Source organism: uncultured Tenacibaculum sp., from assembly GCF_947498805.1.
Classification (GTDB): domain Bacteria; phylum Bacteroidota; class Bacteroidia; order Flavobacteriales; family Flavobacteriaceae; genus Polaribacter.
The window spans coordinates 147,907-161,912 of record NZ_CANMLT010000007.1 but is presented as its reverse complement, the minus strand read 5'-3'; the positions used below and the strand labels follow the sequence as shown (position 1 = coordinate 161,912).

Sequence of the window (14,006 nt, the reverse complement as noted above, 5' to 3'; positions counted from 1 at the left end):
TCTTTTTAATAGTTTACTTCAATCTTTTTAACTGGAGATTTAGCTCCTGATTCGAAAATTGCTTGAATTAAAAATGTATATTTTGTGTTGATTAATAAGTTTGTGTCTTTAAACTTATTAGTGGATGCCTTAAACATTCTATATGTTGTTGGATTCTTACCTTCTTCTGCTTTGTATAATACAAACTCTTTGACTTTCGCTTGCTTATAGTTCCAACTTAACTCAATGTATCTTGCTTCTCTATTTACATAACTTGTAAATTTCTCAATAACAGGTTTCGGTGAGTTATCCAAGACTGTTATTTTTAATGGAGCTATAGGCTTAGATTCTATTCCAGAGGTGTCTTCTGTTAATGCCGTGTATAAATAGGTATTTCCAACTGTACCCGAAGAGTCAATCAATTTATTCTCTGGTAATGGCATTCTTTTTATTAATTGCCATGGTTCTTTTTTCATTTTTTCTTTTCTATAGATTACCGTATACGCTGCATCATCACTCGTACTTGTTACCCATTCTATAGCTACTGTTCCTTTGTCTGATTTAAATGAAGTAAATACTGGAGCTGAAGGAGGAACAATATCTGGTCTATCTAGTTCTAATACTGTAGAAAATTTAGAAGGGTTGTATCTCTTATCAAAAGCTTGAACCTTGTAGTAAATTTTCTTATTCAAGGTTTTTATATTAATGGTATCGATAATCGTACTACTCGGTATTGGTTCAAAAGTGATTTGAGTAAATTCATCTGTTTTTAAATTGGCCTTAAAAACTCGATATCCTAAAAAGTCTATTTCTGAATTTTGTTTCCAGTTTAATCTAACCACTCCTAATGAGTCTATTGTTCCATTTAACATACTAGGCACCTCTGGTGGTGTAATATCATCTGGTTGTACCATTTTAGGGAAAGATTCTCGGATACCTCCATCATATCCAACTCCTACAATTTTAAAGTAATTAATTGCCTGTAAATTGGTCAATTTAATACTTCGTTGATTTTTCGAAATGTTGTCATTTACCACAAGGTATTTCCCTTTTGGAGTATTGGATCTTAGTAGTTTAAACTTACTCAATGTGCTAACTCCTTCTGACGGAAATTCCCATTTTAAAAGGGCTCCTTGGTTATCAAGATTAATATCTGTTATAAATGGTGTAAATGTTAAAGGAGTAATTCCTTTTCCTGAAACAAGATTCGAGTATGGACCTTCAATACCAAACGGAGAAACTCCTTTAATTCTATAGGTATAGACTTTATTATTTTGAAACAAGCTATCTATATACATCATCCTATTAGAAGGGTTATTTTCTCTTTCTCCTAATTTAGCAACTGGTGTTCCTAATAGTTTACTAAAAGTTTTTCCTTGATCTTCTGATCTTTCAATTACATAACTATTATAATATTTCTTTAGAATTGCTTGGTTCCAACTTAAAATGGCTGTCCTATCCTTAAAAACACCAACAAACTCTTGTGGTTTAGGTAGTGGCTTTTTATCAAGTATTCCTAAATATGCACCTCCTGGCTTTATCAAATCCTTTTTCTCCTCTGGAAGCGCTACCCGAATTGTATATAAATAACGTTCTTTAGGTTTCACACTCGTATCTGTATAGGCTAAACCAGAATATTCTGCCACTTTAAAATTTTGATCTGCTGCATACAAAGCAAATGCAAATCTTTGTTCTATTTCTTGAGCCTTATTTAGAATATTTAAAATTCCATCACCACCATTATTCATATCAATATCAAAACCTTCTCCGTATAATGCTTGCGCAGCTATTGCGGCATAATTATTTTCTTCTGAAAATTCTTTCCATTCCATCATCGGACGAGGCTTTAATGGAATTGTTGTCAATTCTTTAATTATGGGAGTAGCCAAAATTTCTTCACCAACAGCAATAGTTTTTCGTTCAATTATGTATCCATATCTATTTGCATATTTCCAGGCTGTAGGTGTTGTTACTCCCCAACGCAATAATATTTTTTCCTCAGATACTGCGGCTATCACCTTCACTTCTGCTTTTACATTCCCTAACTCTTTCTGAGCAAAGGCTTTAAATGAAAAGCTTGTTATTAATAGTGTAATAATAACTAGTATGTTCTTATTCTTAATCATTTAAAGGGTTTAGATATTTAATTGAATTTATTCTGCTTTTCTTTACCTGTCCTGGTAACACATATTGTAATGTTGCTTTGTATCTACCCTGACGCATGTAAGGGAAAGCTTTAGTTACTAATTTTACATATTGTGGATTCATTCTCCAATCAATATTTGAACTAACTAATTGATATCTCAAATCTTCGTAATCTTCTAAATAATAATGTGTCAAATTATATCTATACGGATTGTATAAATTAATATCGCTTGTATAACCATTTTCTAGATAAGTTACATACCACGTCATTGGTTCAACCCCTTCCACAGGTGGCACGCCAACTTTATTTATGTTTCTAGTTACTGATATATTTCCTTCATATGGATAGTTATTATATATCAATGGATAGATTTGGTTTCTGTAATAACTATCGTCTAAGGTTGCTCTTGAAACTACTAAAGGAGTATATGCTGTATATTCATTCCCTCTTAATTCTGTTAAGTCAAAAGCTTCTTGATAATTGATACTCGATAATAGAGTTAACCCGTATGGATATACTACATGCTGATACAAGTCTTTATCTTTGTCCATATCATTCATCTTATCTCTAAAAGTATCATATTGACTTGTTCTAAAGTCATAGACTAATAACTCCTTTTCTCCATCTTTACTTATAGTTCCTTCTGCCTTTCTAGATTTTACCTCTGCAGTATTCTCTGAACCTCCTCCTATATCTTTAGAAGTATATGTTTCGGAAACATTATTATCTAATTTATCAGACTCTGAAGTTAGTTTTATGCTTATGTCATATGCCTCTTGCTTTTGCATTTGATTAATAGGTAATGTATATACCAATTGCTTTTGCGCTGAATTATAGGTAAACTCTTTATACATACTTTCTCCCGATGCATTGGTCATAACCATTTCCTTTTTCCAATCTGGAACTGCTTGAAATAAATACGTTTGTCCTCTTTTCAATTTAACATACGCAGTATTGTATTCTTCTATATAGAAGTTTTTCTGCCCTAATACTGGGTACATATAGTCAATATTTGAAAGTGGTATTGTTTCAGGAGCGTCTCCAGTGGTAAAGTTGACTTCTTTTACCTCTGTAGCTATCTTACCATCCTTTTTAATTTTTTGCCAACTTCCATCTTTATATTCTTCAAAGTGTAATTGAACCTTTGCTTTCAATTGAGCATGTGGAGGTAATATTTCATGTGAATAAAATACTGCTACATCATTTCTGTCATTCCACTTTAGTTCTCCTACAATATTTTGTCCATTTTCAGTAACAACGAACTGATCTAATAATATTTTATACTTTCTATCTCCTGTATCATCTGGTATTTCAAAGACTTTATTGAGTTGCATATTAAATACAGCTTGTGGTGCTGCAAATACATCTACATCTGCACTTCCATCTTTTGGTGTTAAATCTCCAATTACTACAATTCCGTCTATCGGACTTCCTCCAACTACTTCACACTTTTCACCTAATTCAATTTTAAATCTAAATCGACCTTTGATTAATCCACCTAGTAAATTATAATTACCACCTAAATATCCTCTAAACCAAGCTGGGTTTGGTAATCTTGCCTGTAGTAAAACAGCTCCACCACCACTTATAATTGGTATTTTCTTTTTAGAACCAAATAATTTGAATGTCAACCCAAGTACTCCTTGTAAGTACGCATATGCTTGCCCGTTTGCATACCATCCGTTCATTCCAATAGGCTCAGAAGAGCCTTTACAATGTGCATCTCCATAATCTTTCAACATAATGTCAAAGCCAATACCTGCATCAAAACGAGCATAGAATATTAAAAAAGTAAGATCTCCTGTTGATACACTCATACTTGATCCAAAAGCAAATCCTTTTCCAGATTTTAGCATGTTTAAATCTCGTGTATATTCTAATTCAGCAACATCTACTCCTAAAATATCTGCTACAATTGACGGTGGCGGTGGACTTCCTGGTAAATCATCTCCAGTCATAAAGTAGCTATCCATTTGCATTCTTATAATTCCTAAATCTAGCTTAATACCAATACGATCTTCTGGAGTTCCAATTAATAAATGCCATTTGTCTGGAGATACATAAAAATCTAACCATCCTGCTCTTCCATAGGGTCCTATTCCTTTTAATACTCCAAAGTTTATAAATACTTCTGAAGTGGAATGGAATATGTCATTTACAAAATCGAAACCGATAAATACATTTGCAGAAATGGCTGAAGGATCTGGTTTCTCTGGTTTTATTCCTGGAGCACCTAAGTCTGATATTTGTGCTAAATTTTCATTAACCGTATCATAAAAATCAGCTGGTAAAGCAGCCATTAGTCTACCAAAACCTTTAAAGTATACTTCTTGTAATCCTCCCGATTTTCGGAAAGCCATCCCAAATTCAACAGTAGCATTAAATAATTCTTCTGAATTTTGGGTAATGATTCCTACGGAAGCTTTCATTCCAAAAGAATTCTCCGCATAAGGTTCATAAATAACACCAGATGTTGAGGCTCCTATTTCTGTAAAAGCAGCATCCTGTGCATTTGAATTACCTGCCATTCTCATTTTATTATAAAAACCACCTCCAAAAGCATTCAGAGCAAAACCAGGAAAAACTGGAATTCCTTGCGGCAAGGTTACCTGAGCATCTGCATACCAATATCTAAATGTATCTGTTCTTCCGAACAAAGCTTTCGCTTCAACTTCTAGTTTTATTCCTGTAGAAAATTTGGCTCCTACTGCACCAGCAAAACCAGTTCCGTAGGTTGGGTCTTCATCAAATAGGAAAATTGCTCCTTTTAATTGCATTCCTGCAACATCCATCTTTATATAAAGATGTTCTAAATCGACACCATCAAATTTCCATTTCCCTTTTTCTTCATTATACTTTCCTTTAATTGCCAATTTAGAAGCTCCTCCATTACCTCCATCTGATTCAGAAGTTAAATTCACCTCAAAAGAAAAAACTAGTTCAGCCTTATTATCATTGGGGGTTCTCAACCCTATTTCGTTCAAGGCTATTGGAAAATTTGCTAACTGTAATTTTCCTTTTACTCCAAAATAATCTACAGAGAATTTTGGTGATTCAGTTTGCAATACCATGTTTTGAAAAGTTACTCCTTCAAAATCTACAATACTACTTGACGAAGCGTTTTGTGATGAGCTACTATCTTTATTTAAACCAGATGCAATATTCATGGATCCATTTAAGCTAGCTTTAGGCATAAATTTGCCCTCTTTCACCTTCATTTCGACATAAGAATCTTTGGTTAAATGCACATTTGCTTTCCAAATATCAAACTTTATGTCTTTTTCTGTTTTAACAGTTAACTTATACTCGCCTGGCTGAAAAATAGCATTGTATTTTAAACTATCTAACTGAGACACTGGCATTACCAATTTACCATCAAACTCTCCCGCTCTTAGGTGGTTGGTTTCTACATCTAGCATAAAATAGTCTAACGAAAAATCCCATCCAGAAGCAGTTCCTTCACTTAAATCAATAATATTTCTTCCTGTAAATTTACCTGTTACTCCTTGCGCATCAATAATTAAGTCAGAAGCACCGAATGCTACTCTATTTTCACTATTCTTTTTCTTGAATTCTTCTGGTAATATTACCTCCAACGATTTTACATATACTCCTCTCCATAAATTAGGAACTCCTTTATAATATTTCTCTAAATACGCTTTCGGAGTGTCTTCGTCATTTCTTAAATCACTAAAGTCAAAGATGGCTGTATTTAGTTTAAACGTAGTTCCTTCTAGTCCTTTGATACCGAATTCAGGCAAGGATATATTTATCACCATATCATTCCAATCGGCTATTGAAGTTTTAAAATCAGCTTCAACATATCCTATTTTCTTTTTTCCTTTATCATCAACCGGATGTAATAGTCCGTTTGCAAACTTTATATTGGCATCAATTCCCATTTCTTTAAAACCAGAACAATCAATAATTGCATAAGTTCCTGGTTCCTCCATGCTTCCTTTTAACGTAAGTAATAAGGTTCCGCTATTAAAGTTTACGGTAAATTGTGATATTAAATGAAGTTTGGCATCCCCTATAATACCTCCTTCATGTGATAATTTAACATTAGATGCTCCTAAAATTAAAACTTGATCTCCTCTATCTGCATCGGTACTTGGTATTTCTACTTTTAAAAAGACCGTTAATTCTGTAAAAGCTGGTTTAAAAACTGCTTTGGCAATTCCAACTGTGTATTTTACATTACTAATGGTTACAGGTTTAATGGCAACTGGTAGCTCACTTAGTCCTTGCTTTGATAATAATTCGATATAATTCCCCGATTCTTCAATACTATTAAAAGTATTTGTAGCCATATCCAACCATTTTTTATTAGCAGTTGAATCTGGTGTATTGAATTGATATCCTTGCTCCGTAAAACGCTGTTGTAGTTTTGGCGTTAAGCTTTCTTCTAAATCATCAAATTTCTCTAATGAAGAAAAATTACGAAATGTTTTTACCGAAGTTGTCTTTTTAAGAGGTTTGGTGTCTGAATATGTTGTAGCTGTACTATCTTTTTTAATAGGATTTGTACTTGCTAATATTGTAGCACTAAAAAACAGTAGTATTAAAAAACTCAGGGGTAATTTTTTATTCATGTTTGTTTGGTTGTTGTTGTTTTTCTTTTTTAAACCAATTGATCTAATTGGATAGAGGAATCATATTCATCTATAAGTATCTGTAAATCCACCATGTTTTCTACAAAGTATTTCTTCTTATCCTTTATGATTATAAAATCATTCTTTTCAATCTTTTCCTTTATCAATTTAATCTGTCTTAGTCCATATGAATAACCGCTAGCAACTTGTAATGAATCTAATATCTTAATAAACTCACTCCAGTAAATTATTTCTTTTTTATTGTTCTCCATATCTTAATATCTGATTACTATAATTGTTCTCTTTTTACTCCGGTTATTTTTGAATTCTTCATATCGACAATCCAGTTAGCAAAATCATCAAAATCGTTTAAAGCTGACGACATATGAAAGCATAACTGAAAGTCAACTAATTCTTCATCTACATTAGCACTAATAATTATTCCTTGAAAGTTAAATTCTGCACCTTTATAATCTTCTCCCCAAAAGTTAATAGCCAATAATTGTAATAGCGCTTCACTTCTCTTTAATATTGTCAAAAGGGTTTCAGATTCTATAAACTTAAGGACCTTTCCAAGTTTATTTTGATCTAATGTATCCTTATAAACTTCGATACTAAAATTGCCTAACTCATTTATAATATTAGAGATCCAAACTTCTTCATAAAATTTGAACTCATAATTTTCTCTTTTCGTTTGAATGATTAATTCTTTATTCATTACCTATAATTTTAACTCCATTAGTAAGGTGATAACAATGAGGACATCTACACATGTTTCCCCAATTTCCTTTTCCTTTTACTAATATTCTAATTTTATGTAAATCTGCCCTAGAATTAAACTCACCTATTTCTCTTAGCTTTTTAATGATTTCATTCATTGCTAATACCTCTGCATGAGATGCTGCTTCCCCTGCAGCAATAAGTTTATTCTTAGGAACACCACTATACAGCTTTTCATACAATTTACCATCATTTAGTAAATCTTCTCTAATCAAATTCATGTAATCTATATGTTCTTTAATTACAGGATCTAATTGAGAATAATCAAAATCTTTCTTTTCTTTAGATGTCAAATTATACTTAACTATAACATCTCCTCCAAATGCATCAGAATATGCACCCGCCATAACCGGTTTATTATTCGTTAGTGGGTATATCTTTTCACTTTCCTCAATAGCTTCTAAAATTCTCACTTCGCTTGGAGAATTGTTATCAAGTATTTTATTTTTTGTAACATCCCATGCTATATTTGGAACATTCGGATACGAATTTCCTCTAAATAGATCAGCATTAGATTTCCAATATGCAATTAAGTTAATATTATCATCTAACGTTTTTAGTGTCTCCTCTGAAGCATCAATAAAATCATCAAAAAACTTAGCTCTTAACGATTCACTTAAATTCTCAATTTCATTGACTAATTTATCTAAGCCTAATGATTCATATTTTGATATTTTAAACCAATTAGTGTATTTTAACCAATCATCAACACTTACATTCTTAGGTTTAAAATTATTATCTACTAAGAATTTTAGTTCCTGAGCATAAGCTCCTTTTAGCTCTCCATTTGCTCCAATTAAATCAGCTTTTTTACTTGGTTTTGTAGCTAAATAGATATCATCTCCTCTATCAATAGCCTTTTTAAGCCATGGTTCATTAAATTCCGTCCACCAAGTTGCGGGGTCATAGTAATTATCAGGTCTGTTTAATAAATTTATTCCTCCCTTTACTTCACCTAATCCAATATTTTTAAAAGAACCTAAATCATCAAACAATCCTTTTATATCCGGAATAAATCGTCCTAAAACAGTTGATACTTGACTTCCAGATAATACTATTTCTTCTCCACCAATGTTTACCTTTCTTTTTGTTAACCCTGATAATCTTTGTAATTGAGCCGTTTTAGCTAAAATATAATCTTTAACCGCCTCTAGATTTCCTTGAAATGAAGGTTTAACTTTGTCAAAATCTGCAGGATTTACTTGTGCAAATGCGTGGTAATTTCCAGAAACGTCTCCTAATAAAATTCTTCCATCATTTGTGTCAAATTTTATATACAACCCTTCTTTTGTTACTAAATCATAAAGGTTTTTATCAGAATTTGGTAACTCATCTGCAAAAGATTTTGCATTGGTTTTATTCACATTATTACTTAAGTCAAACCAAACCTCAAATTGATCAATATTACTCATCGTAAGATCAATTGATTTAGCAGACGTGAGCCTATTAATTTTAGATAAATCATTAGTTACATCTGCTGCCTTTGCCGCATCTGACATTCTTCTTAAAACCTCCTTAGCTTCTGTAACTTTAGATGCTGTTTCAGACTTTACGGCATCTTTTAAATATTTTATGACAATTGATAAAGCATTATTTGCATCATTAGGATATGATTTAATAAATGCTTCCATTTCAGCTGGAGTTAACTTATGTAAAGTTTCAACAACAGCTTCTACTTTTTCTTTCGTTGGTAAGTCTTGAATTCTATCAATGTAGGTCTTTGATATATCAAAACGATCTTTTAGGCTCTTTCCTCGTATAAAAGCCAAATCTCCCATTGAAATAATTCCAGTAATGGCAGATAAACTTGAAAGAACTCTCCTTGTTTTATCATTTGCTTCTTGATCTGAAAGCATTGTAGCTGTGATGGATAAACCACTACTTGCCATATCTGCTATTAAAAAGGCCTTTCTCATCTTATCCATTGTAGAAATTCCCTTAATAGCTGTTATTGCCCCTCCTGAAGCAAGAAGTGACGCTACATCAATTACTGCACCTAATGATTGGTCTATTGTTTCGCTCGTAGCTGCATCTGAAGAATAAACTACCGCCAAGGCTGGTAAAGGCACATCTGTTAACCTAGGGTTTTGCATTAACCCTTTTACATTTGATAAATTAGAATTGTTTATAAACACTACTAAATCAAATGGTTTCAGTTTAACTGCTGGATTCGTTACTGTTTCGTACCACCCAAATTGTTTATGTTGTCTAACAGATATTTCTAAATCCGAAGAATACCAATCATAATCAATATCATAAATACTTTGCTCGCTAGTAAAATCTTTATTCCAATGTTCTCCATATGCTACATCATAAAGCAGTGTCTTTCCTAAAGATTTATAAATATTGTTATACTCTAATATAAAAACTCTTTCTCCTAAATGCTTATATGCTTCTTCTAAACGTTCTTTATATAGAGGTTGACAGTTTAACGTCATTTCTGTTAAAAGTCCCATTAATTTTAAACGATTAGGACTACCAGTTTTAAATAAAATCCAACTAGTTTCATCGTCAACAGATTTAAACATCTGCTCAAATAAATACTCTTCAGAATATTTATTCTTTCCCTCTAATCCAACTAGCACATCATAATAAACATTAGAGTTTACATCTTTAATAAGTTTTAAAATAGCTCCTTCAAAATCACTATTTGGGTAGTCACTTTCTTGAGTATAACCAAGGTTAACAAATTTTGAAATAATTCTCAAAATTGCATCAGCACTTAATTTCTGAATATCGTTTTGCGCTGCTAAATTTATGATTTTAGCAATATTATAAACGTTATCTTCTTCAACCTTATCTACCGGAGATTCTTCGTTATATTCTAGAATCGATTCTGCAACATCATTCGACAATTCATTTACATTCTCTTTCAAATAAGAATAAAAATTTCTAATCCATTCTTCTTTTGTTTTTGGAAGTTCGTTTAAAAGTTCATTTCTAAATTCATAGTTTCTAACTTGAAGTTTACAAAATTTATTTAATAAACTTCTTTCATACTTTGCACTTAAACTCCCTATACTACAAATATTATTCTTATTCCATTTTCCAAAGTTATTAGATACCTGATCTAAAAATCTTGGATACAACGATTTTAATTCAAGTATCTTATTTAAAATTAAAAACGTTTGATCTTTATGAGTATAATTACTATCAAGAAAAACCCATTTTATACCAGCCTCAGTAATCGAGCTCTGATTTAACTTAAAAGAGTTGTTTGATACATTTAGTTTTTTCTTAGCTAAAACTCCTTCATAATTATAGTTAAACTCAAGAATGTTAACCACATCAGAGTTGTTTTCAAATACAGAATGATTAGATGCAGTATTTAATTGTATTACATGATACCCTACTTCATCAAACTTTTCGACACCAAATAGTATAGCTTTCTGTGTATTCTTTTCGTTTGCAATTATGGAATGATCTTCATGTTTGTAATACTTCCCACTAGTTCCTTTATAACCCGATAACTTATAACTACCATTACTTCCTTGAATTTCTGCCGTATACTTTTCATCACCAATAACAAAAGACAATATTGTTCCAGGCACAATAGCCATGAACTTTTCAAACTTTTCTTTATCATTGTCTAATAAGCTTGTTCCATAATATCCATAATACTTAGTAACTTCTTTTACATTATTGGGTAATATTAAAACTTGATTAGAAGGTGTTAAGAAACTAAAACTTTTTGCTTCATCCTCATTTTGACCAAAATTGAGTTTCTTAAAATACCCTTGTGTAACATAATGCTCTCCATCCTCATCTCCTTGGAACCAATAAATTTTAATTCCTGGAGCATGCATTTTTTTCCAGTCTAAATGATTTAAAACAGTTCCATTACCGTAATCCATTAAGAAATTAGTTGCTCCTTGTCCGAATTTAAATTCATCCCAAGTATGCTCTAATCCAAAAACTCCATGTCCTAATTCATGTGCTAAAGTTCTTGCTTGTTTTTCTAGAGTATTAGCATTTTGCGTAAAGACATAACCAAACTGTCTTTTTAAAGGCATAAAACCAGCAATGTTTGCATCAGAAATTGGAATATCTCCTATAAATACATAATAGGTCTTATTTGAATAATAGCTTTGTTGTTTTATATAATTATTAAAGACTAATTGTTCATCTGTATAATGTGATAAAATAGAGCTATCTCCTACTTTTAATCTTCTATTACCATCTATATCCCAACCGTACACTTCTTCTGGCACGATACTTTGTCCTGTTTGAATATTTAATCTAACACCAGCTTTCTTATATATTTCAGCCGTTCTTTCTTTTAACTCATTACTTATGGTTACATTGTTTCCTAGCGGAATTAAAGTAATGTTTATAGCCTCTAATTGATTAGAAGCTAAATGTGTAGATATAAAACTTCCTGCAACATCATACTTCTCAGGATCTTCTTTTGATTTTACTACCGCAAAAATCTCCTCATCGGCATAATCAAATTTTCTCTTTAATTTTAATCTTGCTTCAGTAGCATTTGCATTCCAAGTTGCTTCTACTTTAGCTCCATCTTTCGTTTTAAAAATGATGTCTTCTTTTGAAATATCAGCATCACTAATGGTCACTTTTGCTATTATAAAGTCTTCTCCGTTAGTATCGGAAATTGCTTTATATGGCACTTTATATTTTGCTCCGTTGGTTTCTAATATTTTGTACTCTTTTTCAAAAGTTTCAGAAGTATTTTCAGGTAAAGCATCGTAATAATAATATCCAGATTCTTCAAAAACTACTGTTACTCCTTTTGCTGTAATAGCATTAACTCCTCCACTATTATCAACTCCATTCGTATTACCTTCTGTTACAGCTCCTCCTTCGGCTCCTTCTTCCTTGGTAATTGTACCATCTTCACCAACAGACCATACATCTCCATTTGATCCTTGTATACTTATATCATCATCTCCTGGAACGATTGCTTCTTCTCCTCCTGTTCCAGTAACTACAATTGCACCATTCGAATCAATATGAATACTATCTATAACGAAATCAATAACCACCAAATCATCTTTTACTCCATCATCTCCATTTATTCCTTCAGAAACATCTATATCAACATCTACCGTCATTGATGCTCCTTCTCCAAACTCAGGATCATACAAGGTTACTATTTCTCCTTCTGCTAATTGATTTTCTGTATTGATTAAAATATTGGAAAAGCTTACTCCAAATTTGGCAAACTTCAAATACGGAATTGACACAAATCCTCTTCCTGTTAGCCTTCCATTTGATTGGCTTTGAATTTCAGTAATGGTTACCTTAAAATCTCCAGCTGTAATGTCATCTCCAACATTTAATCCAGTGTGCGGGTTTCTATTCGAAATTGCAATGGCATCTGGTACAATTCCACAATTATAATTGGCATCTTCATTTTGCACTAAATCTGTAGTGACGTATTGTAAATCAGAGTACTCACTAAATTGATAGGTACACTTTCCTTTTACTTTGTACTCGTAGGTAGTACCTGGTTTTAAATCCCAAATAGTAGCCCAACTACTATTGGTTCTTTTGGTAAACCAATTCGCATTTGCTTTTCCACTTTCTCTATATGCAATTATATATTCTGAATAGATCGTTGGCTCTTGCTCCCAGAAAACATTAATTTTTGAAGTTCCCTTTGGTTCTGCTGAAATATTTTCAGGTACTTGACATGATGCAGTTCTTGAAAACCAAAAAACTTCACTGTATCCCTGGTTTTTAAACAAGCCTATTTCTTCTAAACCTTGTAAAGCTTTTGCTTTTACTCTCCAAGCATATCTTCTTCCTGATAACAACAACGGTTTATCAGGTCCATAAATTAAACTTGTTCTTCGAGTTGTTTCTTCATAAATAGGTGCTTGCGATAAAAAAGCAGTTTGTGGATCAACATTGTTATCCCAAATTTCAACAATACTAAACTCATACTCTACATTAGTAACATTAATGTGCCTTGGAGTCCATTGAAACATAATATTCTCAAAATCTTTGGGTTCAATGTTCGTACCCGTAAAAGGAATATTAAGTATTGGTGGTTCGTTTTTAAATATAAATACTACGGCACATTTTTTAGCTGATAATTTCGCTCCTGATATGTAATCATAAACTTCAAAGCAAAAATTATAACTCCCTTCTGGTATGGTTTGTCCATAAACTGAAGAACTAATTCCTTGAATATTTTCTAACTTATAATAAGGAGCAAGTTCTGTGTTTTTTAAAGTTAAAGGAATTCCTCCTTCTAAAAACAAATCTTGCGCTCCTATAACAAAGTCTCTACTTGAAAAATTGATATTACCTCCTTGAAAGTAAGTTTTCAATCGAATTTGACGATTTGATATCGTTAAGTCATTTAAAAATATTTGTACAGTTATCGGACTATTTAAAGTGGTTTCATCTGCATAATTATAAAAATTAACAGGTGCTGGAGCATTTACTCGAGGAATAATGCTAACAGGAAATTGCTGTGCAAAAACACTATTAAGAAATACCAATAAAAATGAAGCAAACAGTAGTTTTCTTTTCATAAA

The 14,006-nt window shown here is 32.0% G+C and carries 5 protein-coding genes; all 5 read right to left on the bottom strand.

The annotated features are described in order from the left end of the window. Window positions 1-5 precede the first annotated feature (5 nt). The 5 genes from Q0873_RS15060 to Q0873_RS15040 are packed head-to-tail and all read right to left on the bottom strand — an operon-like array spanning window position 6 to window position 14,003. Window positions 6-2,105 (bottom strand): hypothetical protein, encoded by a 2,100-nt coding sequence (locus Q0873_RS15060; protein ID WP_299108789.1) that lies wholly within the window; start codon window positions 2,103-2,105, stop codon window positions 6-8. Then, window positions 2,098-6,720, bottom strand: coding sequence for a hypothetical protein (locus Q0873_RS15055; protein ID WP_299108787.1), 4,623 nt, complete (start codon window positions 6,718-6,720; stop codon window positions 2,098-2,100). Before Q0873_RS15055 ends, Q0873_RS15060 begins: the two co-directional genes overlap by 8 nt. 29 nt (window positions 6,721-6,749) lie before the next feature. Further along, a complete protein-coding gene (locus tag Q0873_RS15050; RefSeq protein ID WP_299108783.1) occupies window positions 6,750-6,992 on the bottom strand; it encodes a hypothetical protein in 243 nt (80 codons plus the stop codon). Window positions 6,993-7,009: 17 nt separating this feature from the next. Further along, window positions 7,010-7,438, bottom strand: a complete 429-nt coding sequence (locus Q0873_RS15045) for a hypothetical protein (RefSeq protein WP_299108781.1) — start codon at window positions 7,436-7,438, stop codon at window positions 7,010-7,012. Then, window positions 7,431-14,003 carry a fibronectin type III domain-containing protein gene (locus Q0873_RS15040; protein ID WP_299108779.1) on the bottom strand — a complete coding sequence of 2,191 codons (6,573 nt, stop codon included), beginning with the start codon at window positions 14,001-14,003 and terminating at the stop codon, window positions 7,431-7,433. The genes Q0873_RS15045 and Q0873_RS15040 overlap by 8 nt, the downstream gene beginning before the upstream one ends. Window positions 14,004-14,006 lie beyond the last annotated feature (3 nt).

Excerpts from the sequence above, each read along its gene's own strand:
- Q0873_RS15060 (WP_299108789.1), bottom strand. The coding sequence starts at position 2,105 with ATGATTAAGAATAAGAACATACTAGTTATTATTACACTATTAATAACA.
- Q0873_RS15055 (WP_299108787.1), bottom strand. The coding sequence starts at position 6,720 with ATGAATAAAAAATTACCCCTGAGTTTTTTAATACTACTGTTTTTTAGT.
- Q0873_RS15050 (WP_299108783.1), bottom strand. The coding sequence starts at position 6,992 with ATGGAGAACAATAAAAAAGAAATAATTTACTGGAGTGAGTTTATTAAG.
- Q0873_RS15045 (WP_299108781.1), bottom strand. The coding sequence starts at position 7,438 with ATGAATAAAGAATTAATCATTCAAACGAAAAGAGAAAATTATGAGTTC.
- Q0873_RS15040 (WP_299108779.1), bottom strand. The coding sequence starts at position 14,003 with ATGAAAAGAAAACTACTGTTTGCTTCATTTTTATTGGTATTTCTTAAT.